This is a genomic window from Gracilibacillus xinjiangensis (assembly GCF_042651765.1).
GTDB classification, from domain to species: domain Bacteria; phylum Bacillota; class Bacilli; order Bacillales; family Amphibacillaceae; genus Gracilibacillus; species Gracilibacillus xinjiangensis.
Window position 1 is genome coordinate 1 of sequence record NZ_JBHSDT010000007.1, and the last position, 16,376, is coordinate 16,376.

The window sequence follows — 16,376 nt, forward strand, 5'->3', positions numbered from 1 at the left end:
GTAGTTAAGCTCTCCAGCGCCCATGGTAGTTGGGGCTTTGCCCCTGCAAGAGTAGGACGTTGCCAGGCAGTTGTTAGACCTCTTAGTTTTTTCGAAAACTAAGAGGTCTTTTTCATATGTTGGAATTTATGATAAAAAGTGAGTAAATTCGATAAAATGTTTCACGTGAAAAAGCAAAAAAGCAGTCGAATGAGAAAAATAATAAAATACGAATATATTTTCATAGATTGGCCACAATAAGTAATGGAGGTGTTTAGAATGAATAATAAACAACAATCAACCAAACATTGTGGGATTTGTGATAAGACAAAAAAGGAAGGGATTTATTTATATCAATTATTTATCTGTGCAGAATGCGAGAAGGAGATAGTAGCAACAGATCCCAGTGATGAAGTATACTCTATCTATGTTAAGAAGTTAAAAGCTATTAATCAATCGACATTTACTATGTAAAAAAGAGGTAATAGAATGGAATGCAACCAAGTGAACACACCCTTATTAGATAAGGCGATTCATCATATTAGAAAGTCTCCGTTTTCTTTGCATGTCCCAGGGCATAAAAATGGTCAAATATTTGCTCAAAAAGGATATGAATTCTTTGAAAAGGTTATGAAACTCGACTTAACTGAAATCCCTGGACTGGATGACTTACACGCACCAGATGGTGTAATTAAAGAAGCACAATCGATTGCTGCAGATTGGTTTCAGACAGATGCGACATTTTTTTTAGTGAATGGCAGTACCGTGGGAAATTTAGCAATGATTCTTGCAACGTGTGATGCAGATGATTTAGTCTTAGTACAAAGAAATTGCCATAAATCAGTTCTGAATGGGTTAGAATTAGCTGGTGCAAGACCGGTTTTCTTAGCACCACAATTTAATCATGAAACCACCCGTTATGAACATCCTTCTATAGAGGTAATAGAAAAAGCCTGCAAAAGCAATCCAGATGCGAAGGCTTTAATACTGACATATCCAGACTACTTTGGAAAAACCTTTGACTTAAAGAAAATAATCGAAATAGCACATCAGTATAATATCCCTGTATTAATAGATGAAGCCCATGGATGTCATTTTTCTGTACCATACTTCAAAAATAAATCAGCTGTTGATTTAGGAGCTGATATTGTCATACAGTCAGCCCATAAAATGACACCAGCGCTAACGATGGGTGCATATTTACATATACCCGATAATACTAGAATAAACAAACAGAAAGTTACTCATTATTTGCAAATATTACAATCTAGTAGCCCATCTTATTTGATCATGATAAGCTTAGATATTGCAAGACATTATTTAGCTAACTATACACTGGAAATGTATGAGCAATTATCCAGTTATATAAGAGAAGTGCGATATATTTTCCGCTCCAATGATTGGTGGCAGTTAGAAACGGTCGATGATCCTCTGAAGATAGTAATAAAAACAATGCCATATGTTTCATCAAATCAAATTTTTACTTATTTTGAAAAAGAGAATATTATAGCAGAATTAAAAACAGATCAAGATATTTTATTTATTTTTGGAATGGAACCTACTATAGAAATAAAAGATTTGAGGTTTGCTGTAGAAAAAGTAAAAGCCAATTTGCAAAAATACAGCAAATCAGCAGAAAAACATGCTAAAATAGAAAATAATCATCATCATATTATATACAGGACAGAAAAACTTGCTTATTCCTATCAACATATGAAAATGCTGAAAACAAAATGGGTAGAATTAGATGATAGTATCGGTCTTATAGCAAGTGAAGCAATCATCCCTTATCCACCTGGCATTCCCTTAATTGCAAAAGGGGAAGAAGTCACTGCTGAACATGTGGAATTAATAAAACAATTGCGAAATAGAGATATTACATTTCATCCATCGGGAGATATTAAAGGACTTAATGTTTTTGACTAGGTATTGAAGGAGAATTAATTTTGACAGGTTTATTTATTACTTTTGAAGGCGGAGAAGGTGCTGGTAAAACAACAGTTATCTCACAATTAGCTCATCGTTTAGAGAGAGAAGGCTACCAGGTTGTTGTTACAAGGGAACCAGGCGGTATTCTCATTGCTGAAAAAATAAGAGAAGTTATACTAGATAAAGCACATACAGAAATGGATGCCAGAACAGAAGCACTATTATATGCGGCAGCAAGGAGACAGCATCTAGTTGAAAAGGTAATTCCTGCAATCAATGAAGGCAAAATCGTCTTATGTGATAGATTTGTTGATAGCAGCTTAGCCTATCAAGGTGTTGCCAGGGGCTTAGGAATAGACGAAGTTTATCAAATCAATCAATTTGCAATCGATGATTACATGCCGGATCTGACTATATTACTAGACATAACACCAGAAGATGGTTTGGCGAGAATCGAAAAAAATAAAGAGCGTGAAGTGAATCGCTTAGATGTAGAGGAATTGTCTTTTCATCAAAAGGTATATGAAGCTTATAACGGCTTACTTAAGAAATTTCCTGATAGAATAAAGAAAATTAATGCTAGTTTTGATATAATAACTGTAGAAAAGAATGCATATAGTGTTATTAATGATTTCATTACAAACGATAGGAGGGAGCCTTTGTGAAATTAATTTTGGCAGTCATTCAGGATAAGGATAGTAATCGGCTAGTTGATGCACTGAGTGAGAAAAACTTTAAAACGACAAAGCTATCATCAACAGGGGGATTTTTAAAAGAAGGGAATACTACCTTAATGGTTGGTTGTGAAGACCAGCATGTTGACGATGCGTTAGCAATCATTAAAGATAACTGCAGTCAGAGAGAACAAATGGTATCTCCTGTGTCCCCTTTAGGCGGTAATGCAGATTCTTACATTCCCCGTCCCATTAATGTAGAGGTAGGCGGAGCAACTGTATTTGTAGTCCCTGTTGATGCTTTCCATCAATTTTAATGAAAAAGGCAGGAGGCTTATCTGGTGAAGATCAGTCAGGATATGAGAACACAGCTGGATGCACTAAAGAAAGGCGATAATCAAAGAAGGCCAAATGGCCAGCAATTTGATAATATGGTCCGCACCCAGTCAACACAGCTAAAACAAGCAGAATTAAGTAAACTAATGTCAGAGATAACAGCACAAGGGAAGAGAATTGCACGATTTCGATCATTTAAAGATTTAGCTGCATATAAACGAATGGTAAAGAGATTTCTTAAAGAAACCGTGGATTTCGGTTTAGGTATTAAGCAGTCACATAGTTTTCTGCTTGATGGCGATAACAGGAAGCTTAGTATTGTAGAAGAAATAGATGAAAAGCTGATCGAACTAACAGAAAATGTATTAGACCAAGAAAAGAATTCGATTCAGATTCTTGATTTAATTGGTGAAATAAAGGGATTATTAATCAATTTATACACATAGAAAAGGGATAGATTAGAATTGCTAATCTATCCTTTTTAAAACAATAAATGCACGCATTTTAGTGAAAATGAAAGTAGGCAAGATGTATGGTAAACAGTTGGGAAGATATGTTTCGACAACAACCTGTTGTATCGAAAATGATTACAAATAGTATTAGGAAAAATAGAATATCCCATGCATACCTATTACATGGTGATAAAGGGACAGGCAAAAGTTCATTGGCGCAATTATTGGCAAAGAGTATTTTTTGTAAAAATAGAAATCAATTTGAGCCTTGTCAGGAATGTGTGGATTGCAAAAGGATTAATAGCGGGAACCATCCCGACGTTCATGTTATTACACCAGATGGAGCCTCCATAAAAACAGACCAGATCGCACACCTGAAAAAAGAATTTACTTATACAGGTTTAGAATCTAATAAAAAAGTTTACATTATTGAACATGCGGATAAAATGACGGACAATGCAGCCAATCGTTTATTAAAGTTTCTAGAAGAGCCCAGTTCAGAGACGACGGCAGTTCTTCTGACAGAAAATAGTCAGTCCCTTTTAGCTACGATCCGTTCAAGGTGTCAAATTTTATCCCTGCAGCCCCTAAATCCGAAACAATTAGAAAAGAAATTAATCGATTCAGGTTTAACAGACGCAAATGCCCGAATACTAACAACTTTCACAAGAAACTTGGATGAAGCATTAGACAAAAGTAAAGATACTTGGTTTGCACAGGCAAGAAAATTAGTGGTACAATTAGTTGAAATGCTTCAAAATAATCGAAATGAAGTGCCAATATTTGTGCATACACAGTGGATGCCGCATTTTAAAGAGAAAAATCAATTGCAAGAAGGGCTAGACTTATTGTTAGTATGGTTTCGTGATGTCATTCATTATCATATGGACGATCCTTCCTCTATTGTTTTTCTTCATCAAATGGAAAAACTAGAACAGGCTAGTATGTATTGGTCAATGCAAGATATAACGAAGCATCTCCAAACTATCATGGAAGCAAAAAGGAAGCTCGAACAAAATGTGCATCCGCAGTTAGTGATAGAACAATTAACACTTCAAATACAGAGGTGAATGTTAGTGATAGAAGTGATAGGAGTCCGTTTTAAGAAAGCGGGTAAAATATATTATTTTGATCCCAGTGAATTAAGTTTTACAACAGAGGATTATGTTATCGTAGAAACTGTTCGCGGGATTGAGTTTGGTAAAGTTGTCGTAGCAAATAAACAAGTCGATGAAGAAGATATTGTACTGCCACTGAAAAAAGTGATTCGGATGGCGGACGAGAAGGATAAAATGGTAGTATTAGAAAATAAGGAAGTGGCGGAAGAGGCATACGATACTTGTCAGGTAAAAATCAAAGAGCATCAATTGGATATGAACTTAGTTGATGTGGAATATACTTTTGACCGCAATAAAGTTATTTTCTATTTTACTGCTGATGGCAGGGTTGACTTTCGCAATTTAGTAAAAGATTTGGCCTCAGTATTTAAGACAAGGATCGAGTTACGCCAAATTGGGGTAAGGGATGAGGCTAAGCTCCTTGGTGGCATTGGCCCTTGTGGCCGCATGCTTTGTTGCTCAACTTTCTTAGGGGATTTTGAGCCAGTATCAATCAAGATGGCAAAAGACCAGAGTCTCTCTTTAAATCCTTCGAAAATTTCTGGCCTTTGCGGTCGTCTCATGTGTTGTTTGAAATATGAGAATGATGATTACGAGACAGCAAAACGTGAATTACCAGACTTAGGAGAACAAATTAAGACTTCTTATGGAAAAGGAAAAGTGGTTGGATTAAATATATTAGAGAGATTAATTCAGATTGAAATTCCTGAAAAAGAGCGTGTTGTAGAGTATACGTTAGATGAATTGATGGAAGAAGGAGTTATAAAAACCCAGGCCGCAGAATAATGGGGTGGAAAATACGTGACAAAAAAAGAACTATTTGAACAAGTATCTCATATGGAAGAGCAAATTGGTCAATTGTACCAGCAATTAGGTGATTTAAAACAACAATTACGTGATATGTTAGAGGAAAATCACCGATTAGAAATGGAAAACCATCATTTGCGTAAACGAATGGAAGAACAATCTGAAGAAAACAGTGAAAGCACAAATCCAGAAGAGCAAGATTTAACAGTAGGGGAAGGCTATGATAATCTAGCTCGTTTATATGAAGAAGGCTTCCATATCTGTAATGTCCATTTTGGAAGTCCTCGGCAAGATGGTGACTGTTTATTCTGTTTATTATTCCTTAATAAAACGAAATAGATCTCGATAGAAAAGGAAGGCTGGCGCAGTTGTGTCAGTCTTTTTCTTAGTCGCTAGACTTGGTTAGCCCTTCATATCGTGTGCTTAACTTGCTGAACAATTGGTTTGTGGTTATGATATACTAATTGAATACAGGAGAGGTAGTTTCAGATGGAATTAAAAGATGACGAAAGATTAGATGATTTACTAGCAGATGAGAAAATGAAAATTATTCAAAGTCCAAGTGCTTTTGCCTTTTCTTTAGATGCTGTCTTGCTGGCTCATTTCGCTAATGTACCAAAAAAACGAGGAAAGATTATCGACCTATGTACGGGAAATGGTGTCATTCCATTGCTATTATCTAAGAGGTCGATGGTACCAATTACTGGGGTAGAAATTCAAGAGCGGTTATATGATATGGCTGTCAGAAATGTTTCACTAAATCAACTGGAGAGCCAAATACATATGATTCATGGTGACCTAAAGGATATGCCTGGTTATTATGGTAATGATAAATTTGATTATGTTACAGTGAACCCGCCATATTTCTCAACAGAAAACAAAGACCACCATAATCACAATGAGTATTTAACGATTGCTAGACATGAAATATACTGTACGTTAGAAGATGTTGTAAGAGTTTGCAGTCAATTAGCTAAATCAGGAGGGAAAGTATCGATGGTGCACCGTCCCTCTCGTTTTGTTGATATGGTAACACTTTTTAGAAAATATAAATTAGAACCAAAGCGGATTCGATTTGTTTATCCGAAGAAGGGCAAGGAAGCGAATATTCTGTTAATAGAAGCAATTCGCGATGGAAAACCGGATGTAAAACTTCTCCCGCCACTTTATGCATTTAAGGAGAATGGAGATTATACAGAAGAATTAGAAGGGATATTATATGGTAAGAAGCAATGATCATTATGTTTATATATTAGAATGTAAAGATCAAACACTATATACAGGTTACACAACAAATATTCCAAGAAGATTAAAGATGCATAAGGATGGGAAGGGAGCAAAATATACCCGTGGCCGCGGCCCTTTAAAAGTAGTTTATCAGGCAAAATGCCATACAAAATCCGAAGCATTAAAACTAGAGGCAAAGATAAAGAAACTTTCAAAAAAGGGAAAATTACAATTGATTCGTGAAAATGGCCAAGAAAGGGATGGAGATCATGAAAATCCAAAAAAGCTTTCAACAGGAAGCAAACGATAGAGGAACTTTATATGTGGTACCAACCCCGATCGGTAATTTAGAGGATATTACAATGAGAGCACTTCGTATCTTAAAGGAAGCCGATCTTGTATTGGCGGAGGATACAAGAAACACGGGGAGGCTGCTCCATTATTTTGAGATAAAGAAACCGATGCTCAGTTATCATGAACATAATAAAATCGAAAGACAGCAGGAAATTCTCGAGAAATTACATAGCGGGGAGTCATTAGCTTTAGTTAGTGATGCAGGGATGCCTGGTGTATCTGATCCGGGATATGAAATTATAAAAGCGGCTATTCAACAGGATATTTCTGTCATTGTATTGCCGGGTGCTAATGCAGCTCTATGTGCATTAGTTGGTTCAGGGCTGCCAACAGACCATTTTTACTTTTACGGATTTTTACCGAGAAAAAATAAAGATAAAAATGAAGCGTTAGATTACTTAAAAAAATTAGAGAAAACCTTCATCTTATATGAATCACCACACAGGATATCAGCTACATTATCAGATTTATTTGAATCATTAGGCGATCGTCAAGTTAGTATTGCGAGGGAATTGACGAAGAAATTCGAAGAGTATACAAGAGGGTCACTCAGAGAATTGGCAAATTGGGCAGAAAATGAAACTTTTAAAGGGGAATGCTGTATTGTTGTCGAAGGGAAACCTGTTGAAATAGAAGATTGGTGGATTGATCTATCCTTAAAAGATCATGTAGAGAAGATGATGGATGAGGAAGAACTGACCAGTAAAGCCGCAATTAAGGCGGTTGCATTACAGCGTGGAATTCCTAAAAGAGAAGTATATCAAGCTTATCATACAAAATAATATAAAATATGCGGCATCCAGTAATCAGGTTGGATATGGAACTATAAGGGGACAATTCTAGATATGTGATGACAGATAACAGATTGCTGGCAGGAAAATTGTTCAAAAGGCTTACCTGCATCTTAGTTCCATCCATGCGAATTATAGGAAAGAGGCAGGTTTTTAAGCCGACACTATTAACGGTAAGAAAAACAGCCCGCTCTATTCTGGTAGACCCAATAATAGTCACAAGAGGCAGCATTAGTCTCGTTCATCTATTTGATAGCACATCTACGGATTAGAAACCTGTAACTGGATAATGGAGAACGGTTAATAGACAAGCAGAAATCCCACTACATATATAGTGGGATTTCTGCTTGTCTTATTATTTATTTAGCTTTTTTTGAATTTCATCAATAAGTACTTGAGCACCTTCAGGGCTTAGAACTAGTTTGCCATCTGCTAGTGTTAAGTTATCGTCAGAAATATCCCCAGTAATGGCACATGTCATGTTTGGCTTATATTTCTGTAAAATAATTCTTTCATCATCTACATAAATCTCTAATGCGTCTTTTTCATTGATTCCAAGTGTACGACGAAGTTCGATCGGTATTACCACACGCCCTAACTCATCCACCTTACGTACGATACCTGTTGATTTCATACTTATTCTCCCCTTTTTCGATAAATAAAAAACAATTTCGTCAATATTCGACATCTATAGCGTTATAATACCATTAGTTGCCATTAATGTCAAACTAAAATACATGAAATTTCTAGATTTTTTAAGAATATAGCAGATAGATGAAGGATATGTTAAATTTGACAAATGGGAGTATATCTTTGTCTAAACATGTTAAAAGTGCAATAATAATGGAAATGTAGGCGAAAAATCGCTACAATAAAAGCAGACTGATTAAAATTATAGCGAAATTCACGTACAATGTGTACATGAGGAGGTAGAGGAAATGTCTGAGGAAAAGAAAACTTTTTATATTACTACACCCATTTATTATCCAAGCGGGAATCTACATATTGGACATGCTTATAGTACTGTTGCTGGTGATGCAATGGCAAGATATAAACGATTACGAGGCTATGATGTTCGTTACCTGACTGGAACCGATGAGCATGGGCAGAAAATCCAGAAAAAAGCGAATGAAGCAGGTGTAACTCCACAGCAATATGTTGATAATATTGTCAGCGGGATTAAGGATCTATGGAAGAAGCTGGATATCTCATACAGTGATTTTATCCGGACAACTGAAGACCGTCATAAAGCGGTTGTCGAAAAGATATTTGCTCAATTATTAGAGCAAGGTGACATCTATTTAGATGAATATGAAGGAAGCTATTGTACATCATGTGAGTCTTTCTTTACAGAGCGGCAATTAGATAATGGACGCTGCCCTGATTGTGGCGGACCTGTTGATCAAGTTAAAGAAGAATCTTATTTCTTCAAAATGAGTAAATATGTTGATCGATTACTAGAGTTCTATGAGGAGAACCCTCAGTTTATTCAACCAGAGAGCCGTAAAAATGAAATGGTCAACAACTTTATTAAACCAGGCTTAGAGGATTTAGCTGTATCTCGGACAACTTTTGATTGGGGGATTAAAGTACCTGGAGATCCGAAGCATGTCATTTATGTATGGATCGATGCATTGTCGAATTATATCACTGCATTAGGTTATGGAACAGATGATGATTCTCTTTATCAAAAATACTGGCCGGCAGATGTTCATTTAATGAGTAAGGAGATTGTCCGTTTCCATACCATTTATTGGCCGATTATGCTTATGGCATTAGATTTACCATTACCGAAAAAAGTATTTGCACATGGCTGGATTTTGATGAAAGATGGCAAAATGTCCAAATCAAAAGGAAATGTTGTTAATCCAATTGATTTAACGGAGAGATATGGATTAGATGCATTACGCTATTATTTATTGAGAGAAGTACCATTTGGTTCTGACGGCGTTTTTACACCAGAAGGATTTGTTGATAGAACTAACTATGATCTAGCAAATGATTTGGGTAATTTACTAAATCGTACAGTTGCAATGATTGAGAAGTACTTTGATGGGAAAATCCCTGCATTTAAGTCCTCAGAAGAAGAATATGATGAAATACTTGAACAACTAGGTAAAGAAACAATCAAAAATGTAGAAGATGCACTAGATGAAATGGGCTTTTCTGTTGCATTGACTCAAATTTGGAAATATGTCAGCCGTACAAATAAGTATATTGATGAAAATGAGCCATGGGTGTTAGCAAAAGATGATAGTAAAAAAGAAAGACTAGGCAACGTAATGGCACACCTTGTTGACAGCCTGCGCCGAATTGCGGTATTGCTGCAACCATTCTTGACACAAACACCTGAGAAGATCTTTGAACAAATTGGGGTAACCGAAGATCAGGATAAGACATGGGAAAGTCTATCGACATTTGGTGTGGTAAAGGAAGGTACATCAGTTGTTAAGAAGGACCCAATATTCCCGCGTCTCGATGTGGAAAAAGAAGTAACTACAATCAAAGATTTAATGAAAGCACCAGAGCCAGAGAAAAAAGAAGAAGAAACTAATGAAATTACTTACGACGATTTTATGAAAATAGATTTACGTGTAGCAGAAGTGATCCAGGCAGAAAAAGTCAAAAAAGCTGACAAATTACTAAAAATTCAGTTGGATCTTGGAACAGAAAAACGACAAGTTGTTTCAGGGATTGCCAAATATTATTCACCGGAAGAACTTGTTGGGAAAAAGGTTATCTGTGTAACGAACTTAAAACCAGTGAAATTACGCGGGGAACTCTCACAGGGAATGATATTATCAGGGGAAGATAGTGATGGTAATCTTTCACTGGCAACGGTGGAGGCAGACTTACCGAACGGTTCAGTGGTGAAGTAAAAAATAGTAAAAGCGCTTATCTACTAGTGGATAAGCGTTTCACTTTGTTTGAATTACGAAAAAATTCAGATTAAAGAGAAGAAAGGAGAAATATAATTGTTATTTGATACACATGTACACCTTAATGTTAGTCAGTTTGATGAAGACAGGGAAGAGGTTATAGCAAGGGCTAAGGAAGCCGGTGTCGAATACATGGTGATTGTCGGTTTTGATCATGAAACAATTCCGAAAGCGATTGAACTGGCAGAAGCATATGATTATATTTATGCAGCTGTTGGCTGGCATCCTGTTGATGCGATAGATATGACAGACAAAGAACTAAATTGGTTAAAAGAACTAGCATCACACCCTAAAGTTGTGGCTCTGGGTGAAATGGGGTTGGATTATCATTGGGATAAATCACCTAAGGATGTCCAAAAAGAAGTTTTCCGTAAACAAATTAATTTAGCGAAAAAAGTTAACTTACCGATTATTATCCATAATCGGGAGGCAACGGAAGATATTATCTCCATTTTAAAAGAAGAAAATGCGCGGGAAGTTGGCGGAATAATGCATTGCTATAATGATTCTGTCGACTATGTCAATGATTGTCTTGAAATGAACTTTTATATCTCATTAGGTGGTCCTGTAACATTTAAAAATGCGACATTTCCGAAGGAAGTAGCGAAAGTGGTTCCAGAAGACCGGTTATTAATCGAAACTGATTGTCCCTTTCTGGCACCACATCCAAATCGGGGCAAACGAAATGAGCCGGCATATGTCAAACTGGTTGCAGAAAAAATCGCTGAATTACGTAATGTTCATTATAACGAATTGAGCGAGAAAACAACCGAAAATGCCAAGCGATTATTTGGGATAAACTAGCTTAAAATAAGAGCTTGTCACGTTTGTTACGGTAATGTAATGAATTTGAAATATTTCTTCGCAAAGAACGAATAAACCCTTTGAATTCAAGGTTTATTCGTTCTTTTTTAGTGAAAAGCCTGTTTGACAGCGATTATTTAACTTTATATAATACAACGGCGAGAAGAAGGAGGGGTGATATGTTCATGAAACGTCTTTTAAACTTGCCAAAACTCTTGAATAACAAGGACTTTGTTTATGCTGTTACATTACTTGTTATCATTGGAACTATTAGCTATTTATTCTTTGAATTATCGAAAGCTGAAGTTACTGTTGTTCAAGAAGGAGAAGAGATTACAGTACGCACACATGCCAATACTGTAGAAGATGTACTTGATGAGCTTGCCATTGATGTGCAAGAACATGATGAACTAACACACAATCTGAATGACACCGTCAAGACTGAGATGACAATCGAACTTACTGTTGCCAAAGAAGTTATTGTAACGGAGGGTGACATACAACAAACATACCATACAACGGCAAATACCGTAGAAGCATTCATAGAAGAATCAGGGATTGAAATCTCAGAACATGATCATGTTTCGCTAAGCTTAAACGAGGAAATTGTTGATCAAACGGAATTGGTTATTGAAAAAGCATTCCTGGTAACTATCAACGATGCAGGAGAAGAGCAGAATATTTGGACAGTCGGTGGAACAGTAGAAACACTACTTGATCAAACCACTATTGAATTGTCTGAATTAGATCGCGTGTCACCTGCAAAGTCTGAGGAAGTAAATGCCGAAACAGAAATCGATATTACAAGAGTCGAAAAAGTGACCGATATAGTCGAAGAGGAAGTTGATTTTACCGTCGTGAAGAAAAGCAATGCCGACCTTCAAAAAGGAAAAGAAAAAGTAGTAAAAGAAGGACAAAAGGGCGTTGTTGAAAAGCATTATGAAGTGGTATTAGAAAACGGGGAAGAAGTTTCCCGTAAGCTTGTGAATGAAGAAGTTACTAAAGAGAGTCAGGAAAAGGTTGTTGCAGTAGGTACGAAAGTGGAAACACCACCTGTCGCAAATACTGTAAGCAATACAGCAGCTAGCAAACCGGCAACACCACAAGCAGTCTCACGGGGCAGCGGGCAAGAAGTTACTACACTATATATGAAAGCAACAGCATATAATTGGAATTGCGCTTCATGTGATGGCAGAGGGTTAACATCAACTGGGTATGACCTGAAAGCAAATCCTCAAGGTGTAATAGCAGTTGACCCTAGTGTAATCCCTTTAGGGACAAAAGTTTGGGTAGAAGGCTATGGTTATGCAGTTGCACGAGATACTGGCGGAGCAATTAAAGGCAATAAAATCGATGTTCATATGCCGACATTACAACAAGCACATAATTTTGGCAGTAGAACAGTACAAGTGAAAATATATAAATAACTATAGAAGGGCTTATACACTGTATAAGCCCTTTCTGTTTATTTATAAAGCTTTCTAACTAACTGACACGTGTTATAATGTGAAAAGGACTTTCCAATGTCCCTTATGAGCAGAATGGAGGATATTTGGTGAAAATAAAAGAAATAATAGTTGTAGAAGGTAAAGATGATACAGCTAAGTTAAAGCAAGCACTTGACGTAGACACGATTGAAACAAACGGATCAGCGATAAATAAATATACGTTAGAACAAATTGCACACGCTAAACAAAAGAGAGGTGTGATTGTGTTCACGGATCCGGATTATCCAGGACAGCGTATACGTAACATAATTGATGAACAAGTACCAGGATGCAAACATGCTTTTCTAACAAAGGAAGAAGCGGTTGCTAAAGGCGGCAAAGGGCTAGGTATTGAGCATGCCTCTGTTGAAGTGATTCGCCAAGCGTTAAGTAAAGTATACGAAATAGCAGAAGAGATGGACAGCAACATCACACGAGCTGATTTATTGGAGTATGGCTTAATTGGAGGCAATGGTGCTAAAGACAGGCGATGGAAATTGGGACTAGCCTTAAGGATTGGTTATGTGAATGGCAAACAGTTATTAAAAAGATTACAAATGTTTCAGATAGATAAGAACGACTTTTATAAAGTGATGGAACAGATTAAACAGGAGGAAATTTAATGAGTGAGCATAAAGCGATTGCTACACCTAGGCGTACGAAAGAGATTTTAGAAAAGTATAGTTTTGCTTTTAAAAAGAGTTTAGGGCAAAACTTCCTTGTCGATGTGAATATATTAAAAAATATTATGCATTTAGCGGGGATTACCAAGGAAGTTAATACAATTGAGATAGGACCTGGTATTGGAGCGTTAACAGAGCAATTAGCGATCCATTCAGATCAAGTAATGGCATTTGAAATTGATCAACGGTTAATTCCAATTTTAGATGAGACGTTAGCGTCTTATGACAATATAAAAATTGTAAATCAGGATATTTTAAAAGCCGATATTAGAGAGTTATGTTCCGAACTCTTTACGGATAGAAAAGAGATAAAGGTTGTGGCAAATTTGCCATATTATATTACTACACCAATTCTGATGCAGTTATTAATGGCGAAGTTACCTTTATCAAGTATAACTGTAATGATACAAAGAGAGGTAGCTGAGAGAATGGCTGCTGTAAGGAACACAAAAGAATATGGCTCTTTATCGATTGCTATACAATATTATACTGAAGCAAGTATTGGGATGATTGTGCCAAAAACTGTTTTTATGCCACAGCCAAGAGTAGACTCGGCTGTCCTTCATTTATCCATGAGGGATCAACCGCCAGTAAAATTGAACGATGAGCCATTCTTTTTTGATTTAGTACAAGCAAGTTTTCAACAACGAAGAAAGACACTTAGAAATAATTTAATCCGACATTTTAAAGATGTGTTATCAAAAGAAACAATCGAAGAAACTTTTGATGGAACAGAGATAGATGGAACAAGAAGAGCTGAATCGTTGTCAATGGAGGAATTTGCTCGCTTAAGTAATTATTTATTTCATATAACAAAAAAATAAAACCCGGCTGGCTGTTTGTAAGCTCTTCTGGAGCATTAGAAATTATCAGCTTTTTAATACAAATCCAATCAACAAATCTAGAGAACTTTACAACTAATAGACAATCTATACATAAATTTCATAAAGTTAGCCATACTATTCTTAGTACATACCGATTTTTTTATTGACAGTCAATTAATACTATTGTTATAATAGAATATTTTATTTGACTATCGGACAAGAATGTAGTATACTAACATTAGTGAGGTGGAGTGTATTGGCTAAAACATTGGTTGAAATCAAACAAGGTTTAGATGGCTATGTTGGGAAACGTTTAAAGATCAGAGCAAATGGTGGTAGAAAGAAAACTGTTGAGCGTTATGGAACATTGGCAGAAACTTATCCTTCTGTATTCATTGTGGAGTTAGATCAGGAGGAAAACTCATTTGAACGTGTATCTTATAGCTATGCAGATGTACTTACAGAAACGGTTGAATTGAATTTTGTGGAAGAATTAGAAGCAGTTGCAGGGGAGCAGTAAACAAAGTTTGCTGCTTTTTGTTTTTCCTGGAATAAGCTGTGCAGGCTGAAGAGATTACTACAATAAAATGAAGTGACAATACTTTTCCCCACAGCTCTCTTTTTATTCACCTTTTCTAATCTAAAATTTGCCTGGAATTATCCTTTTTGATCAGGGCAGAATAGGACTGTCGTAAAAAAACGACAGAAAGGGAGTATCTTCTATGGGCAGAGGACGCGGAATTATGTCTGAGCAATTTAAGGAAGAGCTTGCTAAAGAGTTAGGATTTTACGACAAGGTGAAACAAAATGGTTGGGGCGAGATAACGGCTAATGAAGCTGGAAGTATGGTGAAAAGGGCTGTTCAAATAGCTGAAGAAAGTCTGAAAAGGGACAGAACCTGATTAAGGTTTTGTCCCTTTAAACTATTTATGGTATCTTTACATAAAGTGTTTTTTTGTACTGTAAGAGTTTAGATGACTGATCGTTTATAGTACAAGCGAAATGAAAACATTCCAAATTGAATGGTATAGTGAACTAAAGTAGGTGACAAGGTGTATACTTCAGAAAAGGCCCCAGCAAAGATTAACTTAACGTTAGATGTTCTATATAAGCGACCGGATCAATACCATGAAGTAGAAATGGTGATGACAACAGTTGATTTAGCAGATCGCATTGAACTTTTTCTATCAGAATCAGATCAAATTAAAGTTGAATCTGATAGTCGATATATTCCAAATGATGAGCGTAATTTAGCATATCGAGCAGCAAAAATCTTAAAAGAGAAATTTCAAATAAGAAAAGGTGTAATAATAAAAATTGATAAGCAGATTCCGGTTGCAGCAGGTCTTGCCGGGGGGAGCAGTGATGCAGCTGCTACATTAAGAGGATTGAATCGACTTTGGCAGTTAAATTTGACGATGGATGAGCTTGCAGCTATTGGATCGGAAATAGGCTCTGATGTCTCGTTCTGCGTCTATAATTCAACCGCCATTGCAAAAGGCAGAGGGGAAAAAATAATTGAACTCCCCGCTCCTCCGCAATGTTGGGTCGTACTTGCTAAACCAACCCAAGGTGTTTCAACCCAATCTGTTTACCAATCATTAAAATTGGACCAGCTGGAGCATCCTGATACGGAAGGGATGGTTCATGCAATTAAAGCTGCTAATTACAAGGGAATCTGCTCCAGGTTAAAAAATGTACTGGAAACAGTCACATTGCCTAAACACCCGGAAGTACAACAGATAAAAAGTCAAATGTTGCGATCAGGAGCGGATGCTGTATTAATGAGTGGCAGCGGGCCAACGGTTTTCGGTTTAGTCAAACATGAGTCCAGAGCAGTACGTATTTATAATAGCCTTCGTGGTTTCTGTGAAGATGTCCACATTGTAAGGATGTTGGGTACACAACAAACACTTGATTAAATCCGTATAAAATGTTATATTTACGACAAAATATTCGGATTTTGGGGTGT

Annotated in this window: 20 protein-coding genes; 19 read left to right on the forward strand and 1 reads right to left on the reverse strand. The window is 36.5% G+C overall.

Annotated elements, in window-relative coordinates; all coding sequences use genetic code 11:
- The first annotated feature begins 258 nt into the window (after window positions 1-258).
- The 11 genes from ACFOY7_RS10770 to rsmI all read left to right on the forward strand — a co-directional run bounded on the left by ACFOY7_RS10770 (window position 259) and on the right by rsmI (window position 7,658).
- The gene (locus ACFOY7_RS10770) at window positions 259-453 is read left to right on the forward strand and encodes a sigma factor G inhibitor Gin (RefSeq protein WP_390252082.1); all 195 of its coding nucleotides are present in this window, start codon (window positions 259-261) and stop codon (window positions 451-453) included.
- Between the two features lie 15 nt (window positions 454-468).
- A complete protein-coding gene (locus ACFOY7_RS10775) occupies window positions 469-1,905 on the forward strand; it encodes an aminotransferase class I/II-fold pyridoxal phosphate-dependent enzyme (RefSeq protein ID WP_390252083.1) in 1,437 nt (478 codons plus the stop codon).
- A 20-nt stretch (window positions 1,906-1,925) separates the two neighbouring features.
- On the forward strand, window positions 1,926-2,573 hold the full coding sequence (tmk, locus tag ACFOY7_RS10780) for a dTMP kinase (RefSeq protein ID WP_390252084.1): 648 nt from the start codon (window positions 1,926-1,928) through the stop codon (window positions 2,571-2,573).
- Window positions 2,570-2,899: a cyclic-di-AMP receptor gene (locus ACFOY7_RS10785; protein WP_390252085.1), complete on the forward strand. Its 330-nt coding sequence runs from the start codon at window positions 2,570-2,572 to the stop codon at window positions 2,897-2,899. The genes tmk and ACFOY7_RS10785 overlap by 4 nt, the downstream gene beginning before the upstream one ends.
- 24 nt (window positions 2,900-2,923) lie before the next feature.
- Window positions 2,924-3,364, forward strand: a complete 441-nt coding sequence (locus tag ACFOY7_RS10790) for a YaaR family protein (protein ID WP_390252086.1) — start codon at window positions 2,924-2,926, stop codon at window positions 3,362-3,364.
- An 86-nt stretch (window positions 3,365-3,450) separates the two neighbouring features.
- Window positions 3,451-4,440 (forward strand): DNA polymerase III subunit delta', encoded by a 990-nt coding sequence (gene holB, locus ACFOY7_RS10795; protein WP_390252087.1) that lies wholly within the window; start codon window positions 3,451-3,453, stop codon window positions 4,438-4,440.
- 6 nt (window positions 4,441-4,446) lie between these two features.
- Window positions 4,447-5,274, forward strand: coding sequence for a PSP1 domain-containing protein (locus ACFOY7_RS10800; protein ID WP_390252088.1), 828 nt, complete (start codon window positions 4,447-4,449; stop codon window positions 5,272-5,274).
- A 15-nt stretch (window positions 5,275-5,289) separates the two neighbouring features.
- The gene (gene yabA, locus ACFOY7_RS10805) at window positions 5,290-5,634 is read left to right on the forward strand and encodes a DNA replication initiation control protein YabA (RefSeq protein ID WP_390252089.1); all 345 of its coding nucleotides are present in this window, start codon (window positions 5,290-5,292) and stop codon (window positions 5,632-5,634) included.
- A 150-nt stretch (window positions 5,635-5,784) separates the two neighbouring features.
- Window positions 5,785-6,531: a tRNA1(Val) (adenine(37)-N6)-methyltransferase gene (locus ACFOY7_RS10810; RefSeq protein WP_390252090.1), complete on the forward strand. Its 747-nt coding sequence runs from the start codon at window positions 5,785-5,787 to the stop codon at window positions 6,529-6,531.
- A complete protein-coding gene (locus ACFOY7_RS10815) occupies window positions 6,515-6,832 on the forward strand; it encodes a GIY-YIG nuclease family protein (RefSeq protein WP_390252091.1) in 318 nt (105 codons plus the stop codon). Before ACFOY7_RS10810 ends, ACFOY7_RS10815 begins: the two co-directional genes overlap by 17 nt.
- Window positions 6,792-7,658 (forward strand): 16S rRNA (cytidine(1402)-2'-O)-methyltransferase, encoded by an 867-nt coding sequence (rsmI, locus tag ACFOY7_RS10820; RefSeq protein ID WP_390252092.1) that lies wholly within the window; start codon window positions 6,792-6,794, stop codon window positions 7,656-7,658. The genes ACFOY7_RS10815 and rsmI overlap by 41 nt, the downstream gene beginning before the upstream one ends.
- A 364-nt stretch (window positions 7,659-8,022) precedes the next feature.
- Here the strand turns inward: rsmI and ACFOY7_RS10825 are convergent, their stop codons facing one another.
- Entirely contained in the window at window positions 8,023-8,301 is a 279-nt protein-coding gene (locus ACFOY7_RS10825; RefSeq protein WP_089743990.1) for an AbrB/MazE/SpoVT family DNA-binding domain-containing protein, read from the reverse strand.
- Between the two features lie 304 nt (window positions 8,302-8,605).
- Here ACFOY7_RS10825 and metG point away from each other — a divergent pair, with 304 nt between their 5' ends.
- From metG to ispE, 8 genes are all read left to right on the forward strand, one after another.
- Window positions 8,606-10,546 (forward strand): methionine--tRNA ligase, encoded by a 1,941-nt coding sequence (gene metG / locus ACFOY7_RS10830; protein ID WP_390252094.1) that lies wholly within the window; start codon window positions 8,606-8,608, stop codon window positions 10,544-10,546.
- 96 nt (window positions 10,547-10,642) lie between these two features.
- A complete protein-coding gene (locus ACFOY7_RS10835; RefSeq protein WP_390252095.1) occupies window positions 10,643-11,410 on the forward strand; it encodes a TatD family hydrolase in 768 nt (255 codons plus the stop codon).
- A gap of 185 nt (window positions 11,411-11,595) precedes the next feature.
- Window positions 11,596-12,837: a ubiquitin-like domain-containing protein gene (locus tag ACFOY7_RS10840; RefSeq protein ID WP_390252096.1), complete on the forward strand. Its 1,242-nt coding sequence runs from the start codon at window positions 11,596-11,598 to the stop codon at window positions 12,835-12,837.
- A gap of 128 nt (window positions 12,838-12,965) precedes the next feature.
- A complete protein-coding gene (rnmV, locus tag ACFOY7_RS10845; RefSeq protein ID WP_390252097.1) occupies window positions 12,966-13,520 on the forward strand; it encodes a ribonuclease M5 in 555 nt (184 codons plus the stop codon).
- Window positions 13,520-14,404 (forward strand): 16S rRNA (adenine(1518)-N(6)/adenine(1519)-N(6))-dimethyltransferase RsmA, encoded by an 885-nt coding sequence (rsmA, locus tag ACFOY7_RS10850; protein ID WP_390252098.1) that lies wholly within the window; start codon window positions 13,520-13,522, stop codon window positions 14,402-14,404. Before rnmV ends, rsmA begins: the two co-directional genes overlap by 1 nt.
- A gap of 256 nt (window positions 14,405-14,660) precedes the next feature.
- Window positions 14,661-14,924, forward strand: a complete 264-nt coding sequence (veg, locus tag ACFOY7_RS10855) for a biofilm formation stimulator Veg (RefSeq protein ID WP_390252099.1) — start codon at window positions 14,661-14,663, stop codon at window positions 14,922-14,924.
- A 202-nt stretch (window positions 14,925-15,126) separates the two neighbouring features.
- Window positions 15,127-15,306 (forward strand): small, acid-soluble spore protein, alpha/beta type, encoded by a 180-nt coding sequence (locus ACFOY7_RS10860; RefSeq protein WP_390252100.1) that lies wholly within the window; start codon window positions 15,127-15,129, stop codon window positions 15,304-15,306.
- A 150-nt stretch (window positions 15,307-15,456) separates the two neighbouring features.
- Entirely contained in the window at window positions 15,457-16,326 is an 870-nt protein-coding gene (gene ispE, locus ACFOY7_RS10865) for a 4-(cytidine 5'-diphospho)-2-C-methyl-D-erythritol kinase (RefSeq protein ID WP_390252101.1), read from the forward strand.
- The last annotated feature ends 50 nt before the right edge of the window (window positions 16,327-16,376 follow it).